Origin of the sequence: Pseudomonas fluorescens (assembly GCF_001307155.1) — a bacterium.
Classification (GTDB): domain Bacteria; phylum Pseudomonadota; class Gammaproteobacteria; order Pseudomonadales; family Pseudomonadaceae; genus Aquipseudomonas; species Aquipseudomonas helvetica.
On record NZ_CP012830.1, the window covers coordinates 3,181,955 to 3,204,799 of the forward strand.

The window sequence follows — 22,845 nt, forward strand, 5'->3', positions numbered from 1 at the left end:
CTCAGAGTTGCAGGATCAGGGTTTTCAGCGGCGGCTGCTGATCCATCGACGGAAAGTCGCTGCCAGGTGTCAGCACTTTCCAGTCGCGCACCGGGCGTCCGGCCTTTTCTGCGCAGCGCAGCACCTGCTCACGCCAGTCGTCCATGCTGACTTTTGCCAGGTTGTTGCAGCAGATCAGCACGCCATCGTCGGCGGTGGCCAGTAGCGCCGGTTTGAGCAAACTCTGGTAGTCGCGCAGCAGGTCAACGGTGCCGAATGCACTTTTGGCCCAGGCGGGTGGATCGAGCAGGACCAGGTCGTACTGACGCTGTTCCAGGCGCGGATAACTGGGCAGTTTCTGTCCACGGCGCTGGCTGATCGGCAGGCCGGCGAGTTGGCGGATGGCCGGGAAGTAATCGGACTGTACGAACTGCATGGTCGGCAATTGCGGGTTGAGCAGGCCGTTCTCACGGCCGACTGCCAGGTTACCCTCGGCGAAATCCAGATTGCACACCTCGCGTGCACCGCCAGCCGCCGCGGCAAGGCCGACGCCGCAGGTGTAGGCGAACAGGTTCAGCACGCTTTTGCCGGCGCTGTGGTCCTTGACCCAGCCGCGGGCGTTGCGCAGGTCGAGAAACAGCAGCGGATCCTGTCCGGCGTGGCGACCGCGGACCCGGTAGTTCAGGCCCCATTCGTGGCCGACCATGTCGACAAGAGCTGCCTCTTCGGCGCGGTAGACCGTGTCTTCGCGATCAATGCGCGAGTTACCCCGCGAGCGGTCGTTATAGACCAGCAGGGTGTCCAGGCCCAGATGCTGATTGATGGTCGCGTGCAGCGCGAGCAAGTCATCGCGTTCCAGCGACTGGTGAAAGCTCTGGACCAGCAGTTGCGGGCCGTAACGGTCGACGGTCAGGCCGCCAGCACCTTCCTGGCTGCCATGAAACAGTCGATAGCAGTCGGTGCCTTGCGAGTGGAGCTCGGCGAGCAAGTCTTGGCGATGATCGAGGGCGGCGCGCAGCGCCTGATTCAAGGAAGACATGGACGCGCCTTGCTGGGGAATTTGGCGCGAGAGTTTAACAGGATTGTGATCGATGGATCCCCTGTGGCGAGGGAGCTTGCTCCCGCTCGGGTGCGCAGCACCCGTAAAACATTCGACCGTGCTCTGTCTGAAAGAACTCGGCTGAAGGATTTGGGAGCGCTTCGCGCTCCAACGGGAGCAAGCTCCCTCGCCACAGGGTAATTGTTTGGCGAGGACTTGGTGTTCGATCGGCAGCAGTACGCATTCAGCTGGGGATTCCCATCCGCCGTTTGGCCCGCTGCACCGAACCATTGCGCACCGCCCAGCGCAGCATCGGGGCACTGCGATTGACGCTGGCGCGAATCAGTTTGCGTTGCAGCGGATTCTGGCGGACACCAAGCATGTCACTGGCCCAGTCGGGCAGCAGGTCGATGCCCGCTTGCATCATCAGCCCACCGAAGGGCCTGGCCAGGCGGCTGGGTGACGGTGCAGCGAGGAGCAACCGCAGCACTTCGCGGCTGCGTTCATCGCACAGTAGTTGTGGGCGAATTCGCTCAAGGTATTCGCTGATTTCCCGCCGTGAGCGCGGAACATCGCGGGCGCCCAGACGCTCGGCGACCAAGGCGATCTCGCTGTAGTAACGGTCCTGATCGGTGGGCGAAAGATTCGGATTGCGGTAGCGCAAATGCGCAGCGAGAAAATTGCTGACCTCGGCCACATGGACCCAGGTCAGCAGGTCCGGATCGCTGGCGGCATAAGGGCGCCCATCGGGCGCGGTGCCGACCACTTGCAGGTGAATGGTGCGCACTTTCTCGATCAGCCACTCGGCGTCCTGACGCGAACCGAAGGTGGTACCGGAGATGAACTGCCCGGTGCGGCGCAGTCGACCGAGCATGTCCTCACGGAAATTCGAGTGGTCCCAGACCCCGGCCAGTGCCAGCGGGTGCAAGGCTTGCAGCATCAAGGCGCTGATGCCGCCGATGAGCATGCTGCTGAAGTCGCCATGCACTTGCCAGCTCACCGAGTCGGGGCCGAAGAGCCCGGGATCGCCCTTGGGGTTTTCCAGGTCGAGCTTGCCCAGCGAAAGGCCGGACAGGCTCATGATCTGGGTTTCGATACGGCTACGGATGAATTCCATGACGACTCGGTGGCTATGGCATTTAAAAAGTGCGCGGCCAACGGCCGCGCTTGGGTGAACAGATCATTGGTTCAGACGCTTGTCGATCAGCCCGGCGACCACGCTGGGGTCGGCCAGGGTCGAGGTGTCACCGAGGCTGTCGAGCTCATTGCAGGCAATCTTGCGCAGGATGCGCCGCATGATCTTGCCCGAACGGGTTTTCGGCAAGGCCGGTGCCCATTGGATCAGATCGGGTTTGGCGAAACTGCCGATTTCCTGGCTGACGTGGGCCAGCAGTTCTTTCTTCAATGCGTCGCTGGGTTCGATGCCGTTCATCGGCGTGACAAAGGCGTAGATGCCCTGGCCCTTGAGGTCGTGGGGGTAACCGACCACCGCAGCCTCGGCGATGCTGTCATGCAGCACCAGTGCGCTTTCGACTTCGGCGGTGCCGATGCGGTGCCCGGAGACGTTGATCACATCATCGATGCGTCCGGTGATCCAGTAGTCGCCGTCTTCATCGCGCCGTGCGCCGTCGCCGGTGAAGTAGTAGCCGGGATAGGGTTTGAAATAGGTATCGATCATGCGTTGCGGGTCGCCATAGACACTGCGGATTTGCCCTGGCCAGCTTGATTTTATGGCGAGCACGCCGCTGCCGGCGCCGCTGATTTCCTTGCCGTGTTCATCGAGCAATACTGGTTGCACGCCGAACATCGGCCGGGTTGCGCAACCGGGTTTGATCCGTTGTGCACTGACCAGCGGGCTGAGCATGATGCCGCCGGTTTCGGTCTGCCACCATGTGTCGACGATCGGGCAGCGCTGCTCGCCGACTGCGTTGAAATACCAGTCCCAGGCTTCCGGGTTGATCGGCTCGCCAACGCTGCCCAGCAGCCGCAAACTGGCGCGTGAGCTGTCTTTCAACGGCTCCAGGCCTTCGCGCATCAGGGCTCGCAAGGCGGTGGGTGCGGTGTAGAAGATGTTCACCTGATGCTTGTCGATGACCTGCCAGAACCGCGAGCTGTTCGGGTAGCTTGGCACGCCTTCGAAGATCAGTGTGGTCGCGCCATTGGCCAGTGGCCCGTAGACGATGTAGCTGTGGCCGGTGACCCAGCCGACGTCGGCGGTGCACCAGAAAACTTCGCCGTCGCGGTAGTCGAACACGTACTTGAAGGTCATCGCCGCTTGCAGCAGATAGCCGCCAGTGGTGTGAAGCACGCCTTTGGGTTTACCGGTGCTGCCGGAAGTGTAAAGGATGAACAACGGGTCTTCGGCGTCCATGGGTTCTGGCGGGCAGTCGTCGCTGACGTCGCGTAGGGCCTGGTGATACCAGAGGTCGCGGCCCTCGACCCAATTGACCTCGATCTGAGTGTGTTCGACCACTACGACAGTACTGACGGCCGGGCAACTGAGCAGGGCTTTGTCGACGTTCTGTTTGAGCGGTACGTATTTACCGCCACGTACCCCTTCATCGGCGGTAATCACGGTGCGGCAGTCCGCGTCGAGGATCCGGTCACGCAGGGAGTCGGGGGAAAACCCGCCAAAGACCACCGAGTGCACGGCGCCAATGCGTGCACAGGCGAGCATTGCGTAGGCGGCTTCAGGGATCATTGGCATGTAGATGCACACCCGGTCGCCTTTTTTTACGCCACGGCTTTTCAGCACGTTGGCCAGGCGGCAAACGCAGTGATGAAGTTTTTGGTAGGTGATGTGCAGCGATTCAGCCGGGTCGTCGCCTTCCCAGATGATCGCGGTCTGTTCGCCGCGTTGGGCGAGGTGGCGATCGATGCAGTTATAGCTGACGTTGAGCTGAGCACCGGCAAACCATTGTGCCGCGCCGGTTTTGATATTCGTGTGTTGAACGCTTTGCCAGGGGGTCGACCAGTCAAGAAAACGCTTGGCCTGTTCGGCCCAGAAAACGTCGGGTTGCTCGATGGATTGGCGGTACAGGCGCTGGTAGTCGTCCTGACTCAGTTGCGCAGCCTGGCGGACGGCATCGGCTTTGGGGAACGTGCTGATATCGAACATGGCGGTTCCTTATGCTTGTATTGCACAAGTGATAAAGATGCGCCGAGTGACTATCGGGTTCAAGAGGGGAGCTACGCGACCCTCGTAGGAGCAGAGCTTGCTCGCGATGAACGATGATGCGGTGTATCGGATACACCGCAGTGTTTGCATCGCGAGCAAGCTTTGAGGGTCAAATCACCCGCGGTGACGACCGCGGAAGTAGTTGATCAGGCCCTGGGTCGAAGCGTCTTCGGCCGGGGTTTCTTCGCTGCCGACCAGGCGGCTGTAGACGCCTTTGCCCAGCTCCTTGCCCAACTCCACGCCCCATTGGTCGAAGGCGTTGATGCCCCAGATCACGCTCTGCACGAACACCTTGTGCTCGTACATCGCCACCAGCGCGCCAAGACGACGCGGGCTGATGCGCTCGACCACCAGGGTGTTGCTCGGGCGGTTGCCCGGGATCACCTTGTGCGACGCGAGTTTTTGCACCTGGTCTTCGGCCACGCCTTTTTCACGCAGCTCGGCTTCCGCCTCGGCGCGGGTCTTGCCGAGCATCAGCGCCTGGCTTTGCGACAGGCAGTTGGCGTACAGCCACTGATGGTGGTCGGCAACCGGGTTGAAGCTAACGATCGGCACGATGAAGTCGGCTGGAATCAGCTGGGTGCCTTGGTGCAGCAACTGGTGATAGGCGTGTTGACCGTTGCAACCGACGCCGCCCCAGATGACCGGACCGGTATCGGTGGAAACCGGTGTGCCGTCCTGACGTACGCTCTTGCCGTTGGACTCCATGTCCAGTTGCTGCAAGTGCTTGGTGATGTTGCGCAGGTAGTGGTCATACGGCAGGATCGCGTGGCTTTGCGCGCCCCAGAAGTTGCCATACCAGACACCCAGTAATGCCAGCAGCACCGGCATGTTCTGTTCGAACGGTGCGCTCTGGAAGTGCTGGTCCATGGTGTAGGCGCCGGACAGCAGTTCCTTGAAGTTCGACATGCCGATGGCCAGGGCAATCGGCAAACCGATGGCCGACCACAGCGAGTAACGCCCACCAACCCAGTCCCACATCGGGAAGATGTTTTCTTCGCGAATACCGAAGGCCACGGCCGCAGCGTTGTTGCTCGAAACGGCGATGAAGTGGCGATACAGCTCGGCTTCGGAGCCGCCCTGAGCCAGGTACCAGGCGCGAGCGGCCTGGGCGTTTTTCAGGGTTTCGAGGGTGTTGAAGGATTTCGAGGAAACGATGAACAGCGTGGTTTCGGCACGAATCTTTGCCGACAACTCATGGAATTCGCTGCCGTCGATGTTCGCCAGGTAATGGCAGCGCACGCCTTTCTGGGCGTAGGACAACAGCGCTTCGGACACCAGCTCAGGGCCGAGGAACGAACCACCGATGCCGATGTTCACCACGTCAGTGATCGGCTTCTCGGTGTAACCACGCCACAGGCCGTCGTGAATGCGCCCGACCAGCTCGGTGATCTGGTTCAGCACTTTGTGCACGTCAGGCATGACGTTGACGCCATTGACCGACAGCTTGTCGCCCACCGGGCGGCGCAGGGCCGTATGCAGCGCCGGACGGCCTTCGGAGGCATTGACGATTTCGCCGTTGAACAACGCCTTGATCGCGTCTTGCAAGCCGACTTCGTTCGCCAGGCCCACCAGCAGATTGCGGGTTTCGGTATTGATCAGGTTTTTCGAGTAATCAAGAAATAGTCCACAGCTGCTCAGTGTGAACTGGGTAAAACGCTGCGGGTCGGCATTGAACGCTTCGCGCATGCTGAAATCCTGCATGGCTTGGCGGTGATCATTCAGCGCCTGCCAGGCTGGCAGAGCGGTAACGTCATGAGGAGTGCGGTAGTACGCCATCGCTGCGGGTTTCCTTTTTACTTGGGCTGCCTTTAGGACACTGAAAAAACCGGAATGTCCTGTTTGATGACAGGCACCCTCCGGTTGAACTGCGAATAAACGATTAAATAGCGCAGGGCGATAACAGTAAACCTCGCGGTGTGATCTGTCTTGGCTTTGTCTGACCTGTGGCCGGTACTTTTTTGTACCGGCACATCAGGTAGCCAGGCAGGCGGGTTTTCAGTGTTCGGAGTACGGGGGAGGGTTCAGGCGACCTGAACCGGGATGGCATTGCTGGTATGGCTCAACTCGTTGCCTGGAGCCATGTAGAGCATGCGCGGTTTGAAATTGAGCAGTTCGGCTTCGCTGTAATGAGCGTAAGCGCAGATGATCACCCGATCACCGACCTTGGCCTTGTGTGCGGCGGCACCGTTGACCGAGATCATGCGCGAGCCTTCTTCGCCACGGATGGCGTAAGTGGTGAAGCGTTCGCCGTTGTCGACGTTGTAGATCTGGATCTGTTCGTACTCACGGATCCCGGACAGGTCCAGCCATTCGCCGTCGATGGCGCAAGAGCCTTCGTAGTCGAGCACTGCGTGGGTAACTTCGGCGCGATGCAGCTTGGCTTTGAGCATGATGGCGTGCATGAGTGTTTCCCTTGGTCAGATCCGAACGGCGGGCAGTTTGCCCGAAGCTTTTGAGGCCGGCAATACACCGCAAAAGATCGCAGCCTGCGGCAGCTCCTACACGGAATCGTATAATTCTGTAGTTGCTGCCGCCGGCTGCGATCTTTTGATCTTGCCCTTTAAACCGGAGCGTCGAGGTTCAGGTGCAGGTTGTCGATCAACCGGGTCGTGCCCAGGAAAGCGGCCACCAGGATCACCAGGTCACGGTCATCCACGGTCGCTGGGCGCAGGGTCAGTGCGTGGCGGATTTCCAGGTAATCAGGACGCAACCCTGCGGCCTGGAGCTGCTCGATCTTCCGGGCCAGGAGCGCCGGATAATCGCGTTCGCCCTGTTTGATGGCTTCGGCGATGTCGCTCAGCGTGCGATACACAATTGGCGCGACGGCCCGCTGTTCTTCGCTGAGGAAACCATTGCGCGAGGACAGCGCCAAACCGTCGGCGGCTCTTACGGTGGGTTCGCCAATGATCTGGATCGGCATGTTCAGGTCATGCACCAGCGCACGAATCACCGCCAGTTGCTGGAAGTCTTTCTGACCGAAGACCGCGAGGTCGGGCTGAACCATGTTGAACAACTTGCTGACCACCGTCGCCACGCCTTCGAAATGCCCGGGGCGGCTGGCGCCACACAGGCCTTCAGACAGCAGTGGAACGCTGACGCGGGTCTGGCCGGCCATGCCGTCCGGGTACATTTCCTCGACGGTTGGGGCGAACAGCAGGTGACAGCCGGCTTGCAGCAGTTTCTCCTGGTCGGCGGCCAAGGTCCGCGGATACTTGTCGAGGTCTTCGCCGGCACCGAATTGCAGCGGGTTGACGAAAATGCTCGCGACCACGAAGTCCGCTCGTTGGGCGGCTTTGGTGACCAGTGCGACGTGACCACTGTGCAGGTTGCCCATGGTCGGTACGAAGCCGATACGTTTGCCTTCGCCGCGAGCGCGGGCGACGGCGGCACGCAGTTCGCGTACGGTTTTGACAGTGTTCATGCAGAGAATCCGTGTTCGGCGCCAGGGAAGGTTGCGGCTTTGACTTCAGCGACGTAGGCGCTCAGGGCAGCGTGAATGCTGTCTTGGCCGGCCATGAAGTTCTTCACGAACTTCGGCGCGCGGCCGCTGAGGGACAGGCCGAGCATGTCGTGCAGTACCAGCACCTGACCGTCGGTGGCATTGCCGGCGCCGATGCCGATCACCGGAATCTTCACCGCTTGAGTGATTTCGTGGGCCAGCTCGCTCGGTACACATTCGAGCAACAGCATCGCCGCGCCGGCCTGTTCCAGGGCAATCGCGTCGGCACGCATCTGCCGGGCCTGGTTTTCATTGCGGCCCTGAACTTTATAGCCGCCGAGAATGTTCACCGACTGTGGCGTCAGACCCATGTGTGCGCACACCGGAATACCGCGTTCGGCCAGCAGACGAATCGACTCGGCCAGCCACAGCGCGCCTTCGACCTTGACCATGTGTGCACCGGCCTGCATCAACTGGGCACTGTTGGTCATCGTTTGTTCGATGGTGGCGTAGGCCATGAACGGCAGGTCCGCGAGGATCAAGGCATCGGTGTTGCCACGCTTGACCGCGGCGACGTGGTAAGCCATTTCGGCGTTGGTCACCGGCAGGGTGCTGTCGTGTCCTTGCAACACCATGCCAAGGGAGTCGCCCACCAGCAACACTTCAACACCCGCCTCATTGCAAGCGTGGGCGAAGGTAGCGTCGTAGCAGGTCAGCATGGTGATTTTTTCACCCTTTTGCTTGAGGCTCTGCAATGTGGTCAAGGTGATAGCTGGCATGTAAGAAATCCTCATTCAGGCGCTTGGAAAACTACTGCGGGTAACGCGCGTGATTCTTCATTTACTCAGGCGCACGGTCTTGTGTCGTGCTTTAAAAGCCTGGATTGCGCCCTGTAGTGCCGGGTTGCCGGCAGCGGGACGCCTATAGTCGTGAGGAGAACTCGGGAAGTCAATTGGATGTGTTACCGCAATGTTACGCCGTTGGTGTTACCGGCGTTACTGATGCGATTCAGCATAGATCTGTAGGAGCTGAGCTTGCTCGCGATGAACGATTACGCGGTCTGTCTGGAAACCGCAGTGTTGCCATCGCGGCAAGCCTTGCTCCTACGGGGTCAGGCGTTCCAGCCCGACGAACGGGCATGCAGCGAGCAGGTCGCGCAGGTGACGACCGTCGGCCAGTTGCAGGTCAGCTGGCGCCAGCTCGGCCAGCGGGTACAGCACAAAGGCTCGGGCCTGCATGTGGTAATGGGGGACTTTGAGGCGGGGCTCGTCGATCAGTCGATCGCCGAACAGCAGGATATCCAGATCCAGCGTGCGCGGGCCCCAGCGTTCATGACGCTCGCGACCCTGGTCGATTTCGATGGCTTGCAGCGCATCGAGCAGCTCGAGCGGCGCCAGCGTGCTGTCGAGCGCGGCCACCGCGTTGGTATAACGCGGCTGGCCCGGCAACAGGGAGTCACTTTGATAGAAGGACGAAACTCCCACCAGCGCTGTCTGGGGTAACTGCGCGAGCGCTTCGACGGCGCTGCGCAATTGTTCCGCGGGGGCGGCGAGGTTGCTGCCCATGCCAATGTAAATGCGTTCCATCGATTTACTCGCCCGACGCACTCGGTACGCCAGCGGCACGTTTGCGCTTGGCGCCACCGCTGCGGCGACGTTTACGCGGCGCACCGCTGGCACCGTCGTCCTTGCCGCTGAGGTCGCGGATCATGTCGCGGCGTTCGCTTTCGTTGGCGTCCTGATAGTCCGTCCACCATTCGCCCAGGCCATTGGTCTGTTCGCCAGCGCTTTCACGCAGTAGCAGGAAGTCGTAACCGGCACGGAATCGCGGGTTGTCCAGCAACAGGTCGGCACGTTTGCCGCTGCGGCGTGGCAGGCGCTCCTGCATGTCCCAGATCTCGCGGATTGGCATGGTGAAGCGCTTTGGAATCGCGATCCGCTGGCATTGCTCGCTGATCAGTTCGTGAGCCGCTTCCTGCATGGCCGGAATCGGCGGCATGCCACGATCCTGCAAGCGCAGTACGCGGGCCGGCAAGGCTGGCCAGAGCAGGGCGGCGAACAGGAACGCTGGCGTCACCGGCTTGTTCTGCTTGATCCGCAGGTCGGTGTTGATCAGCGCTTCGCTGATCAGGGTGTGAGTGTAGGTCGGGTTGTGTTCCAGGGCTTCGGCGCTGGCCGGGAACAGTGGGTCGAACAATTGCAGATCGACCAGCATCTCGAAGGTGTCCGCGGCATGACCCGAAAGGAACAGCTTCAACACTTCTTCGAACAAGCGCGCCGACGGGATCTCGCGCAGCATCGGTGCCAGGTTACGGATTGGCGTGGCACTGTGCTTCTCGATGCCGAAGTCCAGCTTGGCGGCGAAACGCACCGCACGGAGCATTCGCACCGGGTCTTCCTGGTAACGCTGGGTCGGGTCGCCGATCAGGCGGATCAGGTGATTGCGGATGTCGTGTACGCCGTTGGCGTAGTCGAGAATGCGCTCGCTGACCGGATCGTAATACAGGGCGTTGATGGTGAAGTCGCGGCGTTGTGCGTCTTCCTCCAGCGTGCCGTAAACGTTGTCGCGCAGAATGCGCCCGCTTTCGTTGCGCGAGGACTGGTTGCTGTCTTCTTCCTCGTCGTTTTGCGGGTGATTGGCGCGGAAGGTCGCGACTTCAATGATTTCGCGACCAAAATGGATGTGCACCAGTTTGAATCGGCGCCCGATGATCCGCGCATTACGAAACTCGGCGCGAACCTGTTCCGGTGTGGCGCTGGTGGCGACGTCGAAATCCTTGGGTGTGATGTTGAGCAACATGTCGCGCACACAGCCACCGACCAGGTAAGCCTGGTAGCCGGCGCTCTGCAGGCGTTCGACGATGTTCACCGCATAACGGCTGAACTGAGCCCGTTGCAGCGAGTGTTGGCTGCTGTTGAGCACTTCAGGCGTGCTGCGAATGTGTTGCGTACGACGCAAGGGAGAACGGAATGACTGGAACAGCTTCTTCAGCATGGGATGCACTGTTTGAAGGAATGTTCGGCCAAAACGAAGAATGACCGCATGATGGGCCGGGATTCTAGCATTTAGTCGGGGGATGGTGTAGGAAGCTGCGCAAGGTCTCTGTAGCAGCTGTCGAGCCTGTGAGGCCAAACGCCAGAAACTACAAGGGGAGCCGAAGCTCCCCAAGAAGTAGTTGCATGCTCTATTTTTATTTTTGGTTTCGGGCTTCTTGTTTTTGTGTCGCGCCCTTGTCATGAAGGTTTCCTTCATGACCCTCCCAATCGGGAGCCAAGAGCAAACGGATTGCTTTGGTCGCTGTGCTGCAATGATCTGTGCGATCCAACCAGTTCAGGCTCTGCCTTAGGGCAGTTTTTGTTGTTCTCGGCCTGGTTGCGGGGCAAGCCCCAAATACAACGCCTCTCCAAAAGAATCAGTTAGCTACGCCTCTCGCCGTCTTGTTTTTGTTGTGCGTGAGTCGATTCGTCTTATTTTTATTGTCTTGTGCATTGCTTGTTATTGTTCTTGTACCAAACATATAGCAGGTGGCGTGCCAACTTTTGCGAGCCCCAGTAAAACAAGGGGTTAGGTGCCTGTGTCGCCTTTTTCAGGGCCAAAAAAAACCGGGGCTTCGTTACCGTAAGCCCCGGCTTCTGTTACGAGAAAAAGCTGCGGTAACAGTTTTTTCACACGGTCATGTGTTACTCGCACACTCGACAGGTGACGTTCAGCTTTCGCTGGTCGCGCCGGTCTTGCGTCGTGGGATACCCAGGCGCTGACGACGCTCCCACAGGCATTTGCGGCTGACGCCGAGTTTGCGAGCCAATTCGGTTTCGGTCATGTGATCCTGGTGTTCGAGGACGAAGTGCTGGAAGTAGTCTTCCAGTGACAGGTCTTCGGTGGGCTCGTGGCTGGTGTTGCCGGTGCTGCCCTGTTGCGGTGCCAGGCCGATGAACTCGTCATCTTCAAGATCGCTGAGCTCGATATCGATGCCCAGCAACTCGGCAGAAATCTCCGGGCTCTCACACAGGATGACGGCACGCTCGACAGCGTTTTCCAGTTCACGCACGTTGCCCGGCCAGGAGTAATGACGAATTGCCTGTTCGGCGTCCGGAGCGAATTTCAGGTCGGTGCGATTCACGCGCGCGCTCTGGCGGGCGAGGAAAGCATTGGCGATTTCGTTGACGTCCGCGCCACGCTCACGCAGGGCCGGCAGTTTCAGGGCGATAACGTGGAGACGGTAATACAGGTCTTCACGGAACTGGCCGATCTTGGCCAGGCTCTTCAGGTCACGGTGAGTCGCAGCGATCAGGCGTACGTCGACCTTCTGCGATTGCACCGAGCCCACGCGGCGGATTTCACCTTCCTGGAGCACGCGCAGCAGGCGCGCCTGGGCTTCAAGTGGCAGTTCGCCGATTTCATCAAGGAACAAGGTGCCGCCGTCGGCTGCTTCAACCAGGCCCGCGCGCCCGGCGCTGGCGCCGGTAAACGCGCCTTTCTCGTGGCCGAACAGCTCGGACTCGATCAGGCTTTCCGGGATGGCTGCGCAGTTCACCGAAATCATCGGCGCCTTGGCGCGTTTGGACAGGTTGTGCAGGGCGCGGGCGACCAGCTCTTTACCGGTGCCTGATTCGCCCTGAATCAATACATTGGAATCGGTGGGAGCCACTTTACGGATTTTGCCGTACAGATCCTGCATCGGTGGGCACGAGCCGATGATGCCGATTTCGCCATTGCTGTTATCGACAGCGGACTTCGCCGAGCCGCTGGCTTTGCCGACCGCAGGTTCGCCCACGGAGCTTTGCGCCGATTGCCGGTCACGCAGGATGCGTGCGACGGCCTGGAGCATCTCGTCATGGTCGAAAGGCTTGGCGATGTAGTCCACCGCGCCCATCTTCATTGAGTCGACTGCCGAGCGCAGGCTGGCGTAGCTCGTCATGATCAGCACCGGCTTGCCCTGGCCCAGTTTGATCAGCTCGGTGCCCGGTGCGCCAGGCAGGCGCAGGTCACTGACAATCAGGTCGAACGTGGGAATGCTGAAGCGTTCTTGTGCTTCCTGCACTGAACCGGCTTCGCTGACCTGGTACTGGTTACGTTCCAGCAGGCGGCGCAAGGCGGAGCGGATAATTGTTTCGTCTTCGACGATCAAAATGTGCGGCATTGATTCGATTCTCTCGACGGTCTCAGTTCACAGCGGACGTCGCTTCGACATGACGCGGTAAGGTCACCCGGATACGGGTGCCGCGTTGGCTTTGTGTGTCAGCCGGGCTGTCGATGGTGATTTGTCCATAATGCTCTTCAACGATGGAATAGACCAGTGCAAGGCCCAGACCGGTGCCTTCGCCAGGATCCTTGGTGGTGAAGAAGGGTTCGAACAATCGGTCCATGATGCTCGACGGGATACCACTGCCTTCGTCTTCCACGATCAGGTCGATCGTGTGTTCGTTGGCTTCACTTTTTACTCGAACCGCACTGCCGGCCGGCGATGCGTCGCGGGCGTTGGACAGCAGGTTGATCAATACCTGGGCGAGCCGCTGCGGATCGCCATCGACCCAATGCTCGGGATCGCACAGGTTGAAGAACTGCACTTCGAAGTTGCGGCGGTTCAGCGCCAGCAGACCAATGGCATCCTGGGCCACCTCGGCCAGACAGACCGGTTCGTCATTGTGCTGATGGCTGCCGGCGTGGGCGAAGCTCATCAGCGACTGAACGATGCGTGACACGCGTTTGGTCTGTTCGAGGATTTGCCCGCTGATTTCCTTCAGTTCGCTGTCTTCTTCACGCTCTTCGCGCAGGTTCTGCGCCAGACACGCGATGCCGGTGATCGGGTTGCCAATTTCATGGGCTACGCCGGCCGCCAGTCGCCCGATACTCGCCAAACGTTCGGAGTGCACCAGTTTGTCTTCGAGCATCTGGGTTTCAGTCAGGTCTTCGACCAGCAATACCAGACCGCTGTTACCGGGCGCGAGCGGTTCGTCGATCGCCGCTTTGTGCAGGTTCAGCCAGCGCGTCTGACCGTCCAGAGCCAGGTGCTGTTTGTGCAAATGCTCGTCGGGAAGATTGATGAAGCCTTGCAACAGTTCTTTCCACGGCTCGCCGAGGGTGCCCAGGCGTGAACCGACCACGCGTTGCGCGGCGATCCCGGTCAACTCCTCCATGGCCTTGTTCCACATGAGGATTTCCTGATCCTTGGCCAGCGAGCAAACACCCATCGGCAACTCTTGCAAGGTCTGGCGGTGATAGCGGCGCAGGGCATCGAGTTCGGCGGCAAGGCCGGTGAGGCGCGAGTGATAGTCCTCGAGGCGGCTTTCGATGAAGTGAATGTCTTCGGTGACGTAGTTTTCGCCGCCAGCCTTGTACGGCAGGAAGGTTTCGACCATGTCTTGCGCAACGCTCGGGCCCATCAGGCCGGAGAGGTTGGCTTCGATTCTGTCACGCAGGCGGCGCAAGGCATATGGGCGACGCTCGTCGAACGGCAGATAAAGGTCGCGCAGGGCCTGTTCGACTTCTTTCTGCGCGGCTTTGGCTCCCAACGGTTTGGCCAGTTGGGTGGCGAACTCCTGGGGTGAGGCGGCGTGCAGTTCGCGGCGTTGCGGGCGGCGAACGTTGTCCACGGCGCAGGCTTCGGCGGCGCTGGCTTCTTCGGTACTGGCGTTGGTGAACAGCGAGATCAGCGTGAACATCAGCACGTTGGCCGCCAGCGACGCGATCGCCGCCATGTGCCAACTGGTGTCGTCGAGCACGTAGATCATGTTCAGCAATGGGATATAGAAGCCCTGCAGGTTGCCGACCAGCGGCAACAGCATGGTCACCAGCCAGACCAGAATCCCCGCCAGCAACCCGGCGATGAAGCCGCGACGGTTGGCGGTCGGCCAATACAGGACGGACAGTACGCCGGGCAAAAACTGCAGGGTGGCAACGAATGCGACGATGCCCAGGTTGGCCAGGTCCTGCTCGGCGCCCAGCAGCAGATAGAAACCATAACCGGCCATGATGATCGCGACGATCAAGGCGCGGCGGGTCCATTTCAGCCAGCGGTAGATGTTGCCTTCGGCAGGCGGCTGATACAGCGGCAGCACCAGGTGGTTCAGGGCCATCCCGGACAGCGCCAGGGTGGTGACGATGATCAGGCCGCTGGCAGCTGACAAACCACCGACGTAGGCCAGCAGTGCCAGGGCCTTGCTGTTGGCGGCGATGCCAACGCCGAGGGTGAAGTATTCCGGGTTGGTGGTGGCGCCAAGTTTGAGGCCAGCCCAGAGAATCAGCGGTACGGCCAGGCTCATCAGCAGGAGAAACAGCGGCAAGCCCCAACTCGCACTGACCAGCGAGCGCGGGTTGAGGTTTTCGGTGAAGGTCATGTGGTACATGTGCGGCATCACGATCGCCGAGGCGAAGAACACCAGCAGCAGCGTGCGCCATGGGCCTTCTTGCAGCGGCGTGTGCAGGGCGGCGAGGGCGGTCTGGTTTTGCAGCAACCAGACTTCCAGCTGTTGCGGACCGTCGAACACGCCGTACAAGGCGTAGAGGCCAACGCCGCCAATGGCGATCAGCTTGATCACCGATTCAAAGGCAATCGCGAACACCAGGCCTTCGTGTTTCTCTCGGGTCGCTATATGCCGCGAGCCGAAGAAGATCGTGAACAGGGTGATCAGCGCACAAAAACTCAGGGCGACCCGATGCTGCACCGGCTCACGGGTGAGGATGCCAATCGAATCGGCGACCGCCTGAATCTGCAACGCAAGCAACGGCAGCACGCCGATCAGCATGAAGATGGTGGTCAGCGCGCCGGCCCAGGTGCTGCGGAAACGAAACGCAAACAGGTCGGCCAGAGACGACAGCTGATAGGTGCGGGTGATCTTCAGAATCGGGTAGAGCAACACCGGCGCCAGCAGAAACGCTCCGGAGACACCTAGATAGCTGGACAGAAAGCCGTAGCCGTACTGATATGCCAAACCAACCGTGCCATAAAACGCCCAGGCGCTGGCGTAGACACCCAATGACAAGGTGTAGGTCAGCGGGTGGCGAATGATCGCTCGCGGGATCATTCCGCGTTCACTGATCCAGGCAACACCAAACAGCACTGCCAGGTAGGCGGCACTGATCAGGATCATCTGGGTCAGGCTAAAGCTCATCGGCATCTTTTTGGCTCTGCAGGATGAAGGTCACGACGATCAGAATCAGCCACAGCAGATACGGGCGATACCAGGCGCCAGTGGCGTCGATCCACCAGTCCATGATGGCTGGGGAGAACAGATAGATCCCCACTACCAGGAGCAGGACCAAGCGATAGATGTACATCCCGGCCTCTCTTTATTGTGCGCGTGCCCGAAAACGTGCGGCGATGGTAACGGATGGGCGCCAACCTGCAAGCTTAGTCAGCGTAATTGCGCTTCGGGTAGTGTCAGTGTGCGCGGGATTAACGCCGCATCCCAGTGCCTGATGCCCCAGTTCAATACTTCCCTGGGGCTGGCGTTATCGAGTTCGTGGCCGGGTTTTTGTCCCAGTGCGCGCAGGGCGCGCAGCAACAGGGGGGTCGCCTGATCTTCGGTCAATGGCGGCGAGCGGTAGGACTTGCCGAGCTTGTTGCCGTCCGGCTGGGTAATCAGCGGCAGGTGCAGATAGCGCGGTTGGGGCAGGCCGAGCAGTTCTTGCAGGTACAGCTGGCGCGGGGTGGAATCGAGCAAGTCGGCACCGCGGACAATATCGGTGATGCCTTGCCAGGCGTCGTCGAGCACTACTGCCAGTTGATAAGCGTAGAGCCCGTCGCGTCGACGGACGACGAAGTCGCCGACCTCACGGCCCAGGTGCTGGCGGTATTCGCCTTGCACGCGGTCGGTGAAGTGATATTCCAGTTCCGGGACGCGCAAGCGGATTGCGGCGTCTTCGCTGGCATGACCGGCGTTGCGGCACAGACCTGGATAAATCCCGTGATAAGGCGCCAGTTTTTTCCGCGAGCAGGTGCAGGCGTAGGCCAGGCCATGGTTGAACAGTTGATTCAACACCTGCGCGTAGGCGTCGTGACGGTCGCTCTGGCGAACCATTTCGCCGTCCCATTCGAAACCGTAGCTTTCCAGTGCCTTGAGGATCGCCGCTTGGGCGCCGGGTTCCTCCCGAGGCGGGTCGAGGTCTTCCATGCGCAACAGCCAGCGGCCGCCAACCGAGCGGGCGTCAAGGTACGAGGCCAATGCCGCGACCAGCGAGCCGAAGTGCAGGTGCCCGCTGGGGGTGGGAGCGAAGCGCCCGATGTAGGCGGGGGATTTGATGGCAGTCATGGGCGCGATGTTAATTGAAAGAACAAAACAGTCAGAAACAAAAACGGAGCGTTCGCACGCTCCGTTCTTCGTTCAAGCGGCCACTTACTTGCCGACTTGCTTTTCCTTGATCTCTGCAAGGGTCTTGCAGTCGACGCACATGTCAGCGGTAGGGCGTGCTTCCAGGCGTTTGACGCCAATCTCGACGCCGCAAGACTCGCACCAGCCGTATTCTTCGTCTTCGATCAGTTGCAGGGTCTTGTCGATTTTCTTGATCAGCTTGCGCTCGCGGTCGCGGGCACGCAGTTCGAGGCTGAATTCTTCTTCCTGACTGGCACGGTCGGCCGGGTCGGGGAAGTTCGCCGCTTCGTCCTTCATGTGATCAACAGTGCGGTCGACTTCCTGCATCAAGTCCTGTTTCCACTTCTGCAGGATCTTGGTGAAGTGTTTGCGCATGGGCTCGCCCATGTACTCCTCGCCCTTGCTTTCAATATAGGGTTCGAAGCCGCTGATCTTTGGCTCAGTGCTTTGCTGCTTTGCTTGGGTGGGCATGAAATGGACCGCCTCTACTCTTGTAATCCATTGCGCAGGATTGCTCCATCACCGACACCTGCCGGCCCTGCGGCTGCAAGCGGGCGAACTTACCAGATCAAATCGGAGCGCGCTACTCCCGGATGTCGAGGCTGCGGTCCGTAAGGCTTGCAAATGTTTGCAAAGCCTTGTCTGGCGGGTCTGGAGGCCTGATCAGATATTGATTTTAGTCAATCCTGAGGCTTATGTATCAGCTCTTTTACGGGTGAACTTCCGGTTGTGACCGCTTTAGGTTCTCGCTCGTTCCCGGGCTTGGGTAGAATCAATTCTTTTCCCCCGTTGAAGGAAGGCTAATGGCTCAGCCCTACAGTGCGCGCAGCCGCGCTATCGAACCTTTCCATGTCATGGCATTGCTGGCGCGCGCCAATGAATTGCAAGCGGCCGGGCACGACGTGATTCACCTGGAAATCGGCGAACCGGATTTCACCACCGCCGAGCCGATCATCAAGGCCGGCCAGGCGGCGCTGACGGCGGGGAAAACCCGTTACACCGCGGCTCGTGGCATTCCAGAGCTGCGTGAAGCCATTTCGGGCTTTTATGAACAACGTTACGGCTTGAACATCGACCCGCAGCGCATCCTGATCACGCCGGGTGGTTCTGGCGCGTTACTGCTGGCCAGCGCCTTGCTGGTCGATCCCGGTAAACACTGGCTGCTGGCCGACCCGGGTTACCCGTGCAACCGGCATTTCCTGCGGCTGGTGGAAGGTGCGGCGCAACTGGTGCCGGTCGGCCCGGACGTGCGCTATCAGCTGACGCCAGGTCTGGTCGAGCGTTACTGGGACCACGACAGCGTTGGCGCACTGGTCGCTTCACCGGCCAACCCGACCGGAACCATCCTGACCCGCGATGAGCTGGCCGGGCTGTCTGCGGCAATCAAAGAGCGCCACGGCCATTTGGTGGTGGACGAGATCTATCACGGCCTGACCTACGGCACCGACGCTGCCAGTGTGCTGGAAGTCGATGACAGCGCTTTTGTGCTGAACAGTTTCTCCAAGTATTTCGGCATGACTGGCTGGCGCCTTGGTTGGCTGGTCGCCCCGGAGGCTGCGGTCGGCGAGTTGGAAAAACTCGCGCAGAACCTTTACATCAGCGCGCCGAGCATGGCCCAGCACGCAGCACTGGCCTGCTTCGAGCCGGACACCATCAGCATTCTCGAAGAGCGCCGGGCCGAGTTCGGGCGCCGACGTGACTTCCTGCTGCCAGCCTTGCGCGAGTTGGGTTTCGGGATCGCCGTGGAGCCGGAAGGCGCCTTCTATCTGTATGCCGACATCAGTGCCTTTGGCGGTGATGCGTTTGCCTTCTGCCGGCACTTTCTGGAAACCGAACATGTTGCCTTCACCCCGGGCCTGGATTTTGGTCGGTATCAGGCCGGTCATCACGTGCGGTTCGCCTACACCCAGAGCCTGCCACGCTTGCAGGAAGCGGTTCAGCGGATTGCCCGTGGCCTGCGGAGCTGGCAAGGCTGATGCATTTCAATCCTCCTCTGGAAGAAGGTCGGCTGATTCGTCGCTACAAGCGTTTTCTCGCCGATATCGAAACCGTTAGCGGCGAGTTGCTGACTATTCACTGCCCAAACACCGGGTCGATGTTCAACTGCATGGTCGAAGGCGGGCAGGTCTGGTTCAGCCGCTCCAGCGATCCGAAACGCAAGTTGCCCGGCACCTGGGAAATCAGTGAAACCCCGCAAGGGCGGCTGGCCTGCGTGAACACCGCGCGGGCCAATACCTTGATTGAAGAAGCGCTACGTGGCGGTTTGATCAGCGAGCTCAATGGCTTTACCGGGCTCAAGCGTGAAGTGCCGTATGGTCAGGAAAACAGCCGCATCGATTTCCGCCTCGATTACCCGAGCGGCCCGGCCTTCGTCGAAGTCAAAAGCGTCACGCTGGGCTTCGATGGCTCAGCGGTTGCGGCGTTTCCGGACGCAGTGACTCAGCGCGGTGCCAAGCACTTGCGCGAGCTGGCGTGCCTGGCGCGGGACGGTATTCGTGCGGTGCAGTTGTATTGCGTCAATCTGACCGGCATTGACTCGGTGCGCCCGGCCGAGGAGATCGATCCGGGTTACGCGGCCGCTTTGCGTGAGGCGAAAGCGGCCGGGGTTGAAGTGTTGGCGTACGGTGTGAGCCTGACCTCGCACGAGGTACGTGTTGACCGTCGACTGGAGGTGTTGCTGAGCTCTTGAAGATAGTCGTTCCTAAAGTTGAACCCAGATTCCCATGCTGTCTTCGCGGCATGCCAGGGCACTGAGGGACTGCCCGGCACAGGGCCCGGCCACGCATTCACCGCTTTCGATCAGAAACAATGCACCGTGAGTGGCGCACTGGATCAGGCTGGCGCTGGGGTCGAGAAACTGGTCCGGCTGCCATTCCAGGCCGACACCGCGATGCGGGCAGCGATTTTCGTACACGTAGACCCGGCCTTCACGGCGTACGGCAAACAACTTCTGGCCATCGATCTCGAAACCACGGCTGCTGGCATCGACCAGCTCGGCGCTGGAGCAAAGAAACTTCATGACTATCCTCAAGTGCCAAAGGCTCTGGCCTCTGGCGGTGATGCGTGCGCGCTCACTGGTTAGCAAATGTGTCTGCGCTTGACGTGCAAATGCAAACAATTATCAAATGGGTGTTTCGCCCGTGGCGGCTGCGTAGCTGACGACGCCTTGATCCTGCGGGAAAACTCCACAAAGGAAACCCTGTTATGCGCCTGAGTACCAGCGCTATTGCGCTCTGTGTCGGACTTTTGCTCAGCCATGGGGCTCAAGCGACCGAATTGCCGCAACGCTGGGTCAGTGCCGGCGGGGCTTTGTCCGAGTGGGTGAGTGCGTTGGGCGGCGAGTCGAAACTGGTCGGCGTCGACAGCACCAGCCAACATCCTGAATCGCTCAAGGCCTTGCCGAGTATCGGTTATCAGCGGCAATTGTCGGCAGAGGGCATTCTGAGTTTGCGGCCGCAACTTCTCATTGGCACCGAAGAAATGGGCCCGCCGCCAGTGTTGTCGCAGATTCGCGGTGCCGGGGTGCAGGTTGAGTTGTTCTCTGCACAACCTGACTTGCCAACTCTGCAAGGCAACTTGCAGCACCTGGGTAAATTGCTCGGTAGCGAGTCGCAGGCCACCGCCCTGTTCGACAGTTATCAACAGCAACTTGAACAGCAGAAAGCCTGGGTCAGCCAGGTTCAGGCCAAACAAAAGGCGCCGGGCGTGTTGTTGTTGCTGGGGCATGCTGGCGGCAAGCCGCTGATCGCCGGCAAAGACACCGCAGCCGATTGGCTGTTGCAGCAGGCGGGTGGGCATAACCTGGCGACCCATACCGGTTACAAGCCTTTTTCCGTTGAGTCCCTCGCAGGCCTGACGCCAGACGTGCTGGTGTTTGCCGACCGGGCGCTGACCGGTAACGCCGCGCGTGCCGCGTTGTTCAAGGAAAACCCGATTCTTGCGTCGACGCCGGCGGCCAAGGCCGGACGGGTGTTCGAGCTGGACCCTACGCTGTTGGTTGGCGGCTTGGGGCCGCGCTTGCCGGAAAGCCTGGTAAAGCTGTCCGCCGGGTTCTATCCCGCTGAATCGGCCAAGGCAACCATCGCCCCATGAGTACTCTGGTCAAACCTCGTTCGTTGTTCATCGGGCTGAGCTTGCTGTGTTTGTTGGCGATCTGGTTGTCATTGGCCCTGGGCCCGGTCAGCTTGCCGCTGCTCGATACGTTGCGCGCCGCAATGCGGATGATCGGTCTGCCGGTTCCTGCCGAGGGATTGGAGCAGGCTGAACTGATCCTCGGGCAGATTCGCTTGCCGCGTACTTTGCTCGGTCTGGCGGTGGGCGGGGTGCTGGCGTTGTCTGGCGTGGCGATGCAGGGGTTGTTCCGCAATCCGCTGGCCGATCCGGGGTTGGTCGGCGTTTCCAGTGGTGCAGCCTTGGGCGCGGCGATTGCGATTGTTGGCGGCTCGCTGTTTGGCGGCTTGCCTGAGGCGATCGGTCCTTACCTGTTATCGCTGTGTGCGTTTCTGGGTGGGCTCGGGGTGACGGCGCTGGTTTACCGTCTTGGTCGGCGTAACGGCCAGACCAACGTGGCAACCATGTTGCTGGCAGGCATCGCTCTGACGGCGCTGGCCAGTTCGGCGGTGGGTTTGTTCACCTATCTGGCGGACGACGCGACCTTGCGTACGCTGACCTTCTGGAACCTGGGCAGCCTGAATGGCGCCAGCTATGCGCGACTCTGGCCATTGTTGTTGGTGAGCGCCGCGGTAGCGCTGTGGTTGCCGCGCCGGGCCAAGGCGTTGAATGCGTTGTTGCTCGGTGAGTCCGAGGCCAGTCATTTGGGGATCAACGTCGAAGGGCTCAAGCGCGAGCTGGTGTTCTGCACCGCGCTGGGCGTCGGTGCCGCTGTTGCGGCGGCAGGGATGATCGGTTTTGTCGGGCTGGTGGTGCCGCATCTGGTGCGACTGTTGGCGGGACCCGATCATCGCGTGCTGTTACCGGCTTCAGTCCTGGCGGGCGCCAGCCTGTTGCTGTTTGCCGATCTGGTGGCGCGCTTGGCGCTGGCCCCGGCTGAATTGCCGATTGGCATCGTTACGGCGTTTATCGGCGCACCGTTCTTTCTATATTTGCTGCTACGAGGTCGCGCCTGATGCTGCGAGTGGAAAACCTGCAGATCTGCCGCGGCAAGAAAATCGTCCTGGCCGATATCGATCTTGAGCTCAAGCCGGGCGAAGTTCTCGGAGTGCTGGGCCCCAACGGCGCGGGCAAAAGTACCTTGCTCGGCGCGTTATGCGGCGAGTTACGTCCTGATCATGGTCGTGTCTGGCTCGATCAGCGCGAGCTAAGCCAATGGGATGGTGCACAACGGGCGCAACGCCTGGCGGTATTGCCTCAGACCTCGACCCTGGATTTTGCGTTCCGGGTCGAGGAAGTGGTCGGCATGGGCCGTTTGCCGCATCAAACAGGCCGGGTGCGCGATGACGAGATTGTCGCCGCTGCCTTGCAGGCCGCCGATGTCGGGCATTTGAGTGGCCGCAGCTACCTCGCCCTGTCCGGCGGCGAACGCCAGCGTGTGCATCTGGCGCGGGTGCTGGCGCAGCTTTGGCCGGGGGAGGCCGGGCAAACCTTGCTGCTCGACGAGCCGACGTCGATGCTCGATCCGCTGCATCAGCACACCACCTTGCAGGCGATTCGTGAATTTGCTGATCGCGGAGCGGCGGTGCTGGTGATTCTGCATGACCTGAATCTGGCGGCGCGTTACTGTGATCGCATTCTGTTGCTCGAAAGTGGCCGTCCGCATGCATTGGACACACCGCAGCAGGTGCTGCGGCCGGAGCCGCTCAAAGCCGTGTTCGGGCTGGATGTGTTGGTGCAGCCGCACCCGGAGCGCGGGCATCCACTGATCATCGCCCGTTGAGGT

Annotated in this window: 20 protein-coding genes; 5 read left to right on the plus strand and 15 right to left on the minus strand. The window is 60.5% G+C overall.

Annotation, left to right across the window (positions count from 1 at the left end; all coding sequences use genetic code 11):
* Position 1 precedes the first annotated feature (1 nt).
* From AO353_RS14355 to dksA, 14 genes are all read right to left on the minus strand, one after another.
* Positions 2-1,018 (minus strand): class I SAM-dependent rRNA methyltransferase, encoded by a 1,017-nt coding sequence (locus tag AO353_RS14355; RefSeq protein WP_054595552.1) that lies wholly within the window; start codon positions 1,016-1,018, stop codon positions 2-4.
* A 244-nt stretch (positions 1,019-1,262) separates the two neighbouring features.
* Complete coding sequence (locus tag AO353_RS14360) at positions 1,263-2,135, minus strand: oxygenase MpaB family protein (protein ID WP_054595553.1); 873 nt, start codon at positions 2,133-2,135, stop codon at positions 1,263-1,265.
* A 63-nt stretch (positions 2,136-2,198) separates the two neighbouring features.
* The gene (gene acs, locus AO353_RS14365) at positions 2,199-4,136 is read right to left on the minus strand and encodes an acetate--CoA ligase (RefSeq protein ID WP_054595554.1); all 1,938 of its coding nucleotides are present in this window, start codon (positions 4,134-4,136) and stop codon (positions 2,199-2,201) included.
* A gap of 174 nt (positions 4,137-4,310) precedes the next feature.
* Positions 4,311-5,975 carry a glucose-6-phosphate isomerase gene (gene pgi / locus AO353_RS14370; RefSeq protein WP_054595555.1) on the minus strand — a complete coding sequence of 555 codons (1,665 nt, stop codon included), beginning with the start codon at positions 5,973-5,975 and terminating at the stop codon, positions 4,311-4,313.
* Positions 5,976-6,220: 245 nt separating this feature from the next.
* Positions 6,221-6,601, minus strand: coding sequence for an aspartate 1-decarboxylase (gene panD, locus AO353_RS14375; protein WP_003228271.1), 381 nt, complete (start codon positions 6,599-6,601; stop codon positions 6,221-6,223).
* 158 nt (positions 6,602-6,759) lie between these two features.
* On the minus strand, positions 6,760-7,620 hold the full coding sequence (gene panC / locus AO353_RS14380) for a pantoate--beta-alanine ligase (RefSeq protein WP_054595556.1): 861 nt from the start codon (positions 7,618-7,620) through the stop codon (positions 6,760-6,762).
* The gene (panB, locus tag AO353_RS14385) at positions 7,617-8,417 is read right to left on the minus strand and encodes a 3-methyl-2-oxobutanoate hydroxymethyltransferase (protein WP_054595557.1); all 801 of its coding nucleotides are present in this window, start codon (positions 8,415-8,417) and stop codon (positions 7,617-7,619) included. The genes panC and panB overlap by 4 nt, the downstream gene beginning before the upstream one ends.
* Before the next feature lie 324 nt (positions 8,418-8,741).
* Positions 8,742-9,224: a 2-amino-4-hydroxy-6-hydroxymethyldihydropteridine diphosphokinase gene (gene folK, locus AO353_RS14390; RefSeq protein WP_054595558.1), complete on the minus strand. Its 483-nt coding sequence runs from the start codon at positions 9,222-9,224 to the stop codon at positions 8,742-8,744.
* Positions 9,225-9,228: 4 nt separating this feature from the next.
* A complete protein-coding gene (locus tag AO353_RS14395; RefSeq protein ID WP_054595559.1) occupies positions 9,229-10,632 on the minus strand; it encodes a polynucleotide adenylyltransferase PcnB in 1,404 nt (467 codons plus the stop codon).
* Positions 10,633-11,344: 712 nt separating this feature from the next.
* The gene (locus AO353_RS14400; RefSeq protein WP_054595560.1) at positions 11,345-12,778 is read right to left on the minus strand and encodes a sigma-54-dependent transcriptional regulator; all 1,434 of its coding nucleotides are present in this window, start codon (positions 12,776-12,778) and stop codon (positions 11,345-11,347) included.
* Between the two features lie 22 nt (positions 12,779-12,800).
* Positions 12,801-15,755: a sensor histidine kinase gene (locus AO353_RS14405; RefSeq protein ID WP_162491270.1), complete on the minus strand. Its 2,955-nt coding sequence runs from the start codon at positions 15,753-15,755 to the stop codon at positions 12,801-12,803.
* Positions 15,739-15,915, minus strand: coding sequence for a hypothetical protein (locus tag AO353_RS30675; RefSeq protein WP_003176118.1), 177 nt, complete (start codon positions 15,913-15,915; stop codon positions 15,739-15,741). The genes AO353_RS14405 and AO353_RS30675 overlap by 17 nt, the downstream gene beginning before the upstream one ends.
* Before the next feature lie 77 nt (positions 15,916-15,992).
* A complete protein-coding gene (gene gluQRS / locus AO353_RS14415) occupies positions 15,993-16,889 on the minus strand; it encodes a tRNA glutamyl-Q(34) synthetase GluQRS (RefSeq protein ID WP_054595562.1) in 897 nt (298 codons plus the stop codon).
* An 84-nt stretch (positions 16,890-16,973) separates the two neighbouring features.
* Entirely contained in the window at positions 16,974-17,420 is a 447-nt protein-coding gene (dksA, locus tag AO353_RS14420; RefSeq protein WP_054595563.1) for an RNA polymerase-binding protein DksA, read from the minus strand.
* A 332-nt stretch (positions 17,421-17,752) separates the two neighbouring features.
* Between dksA and AO353_RS14425 the strand changes: the two genes are divergently transcribed.
* Entirely contained in the window at positions 17,753-18,925 is a 1,173-nt protein-coding gene (locus AO353_RS14425) for a pyridoxal phosphate-dependent aminotransferase (protein ID WP_054595564.1), read from the plus strand.
* Positions 18,925-19,638, plus strand: coding sequence for a DNA/RNA nuclease SfsA (sfsA, locus tag AO353_RS14430; protein ID WP_054595565.1), 714 nt, complete (start codon positions 18,925-18,927; stop codon positions 19,636-19,638). The genes AO353_RS14425 and sfsA overlap by 1 nt, the downstream gene beginning before the upstream one ends.
* Positions 19,639-19,650: 12 nt before the next feature.
* Here the strand turns inward: sfsA and AO353_RS14435 are convergent, their stop codons facing one another.
* Positions 19,651-19,968 (minus strand): Rieske (2Fe-2S) protein, encoded by a 318-nt coding sequence (locus AO353_RS14435; RefSeq protein ID WP_054595566.1) that lies wholly within the window; start codon positions 19,966-19,968, stop codon positions 19,651-19,653.
* A 185-nt stretch (positions 19,969-20,153) separates the two neighbouring features.
* Between AO353_RS14435 and AO353_RS14440 the strand changes: the two genes are divergently transcribed.
* Genes AO353_RS14440 through AO353_RS14450 form a run of 3 tightly spaced genes read left to right on the plus strand, consistent with a single transcriptional unit; the run spans position 20,154 to position 22,842 of the window.
* A complete protein-coding gene (locus AO353_RS14440) occupies positions 20,154-21,041 on the plus strand; it encodes a heme/hemin ABC transporter substrate-binding protein (RefSeq protein ID WP_054595567.1) in 888 nt (295 codons plus the stop codon).
* A gap of 50 nt (positions 21,042-21,091) precedes the next feature.
* Positions 21,092-22,075, plus strand: a complete 984-nt coding sequence (locus tag AO353_RS14445) for a FecCD family ABC transporter permease (protein WP_173860012.1) — start codon at positions 21,092-21,094, stop codon at positions 22,073-22,075.
* The gene (locus AO353_RS14450; RefSeq protein WP_054595569.1) at positions 22,075-22,842 is read left to right on the plus strand and encodes a heme ABC transporter ATP-binding protein; all 768 of its coding nucleotides are present in this window, start codon (positions 22,075-22,077) and stop codon (positions 22,840-22,842) included. Before AO353_RS14445 ends, AO353_RS14450 begins: the two co-directional genes overlap by 1 nt.
* The last annotated feature ends 3 nt before the right edge of the window (positions 22,843-22,845 follow it).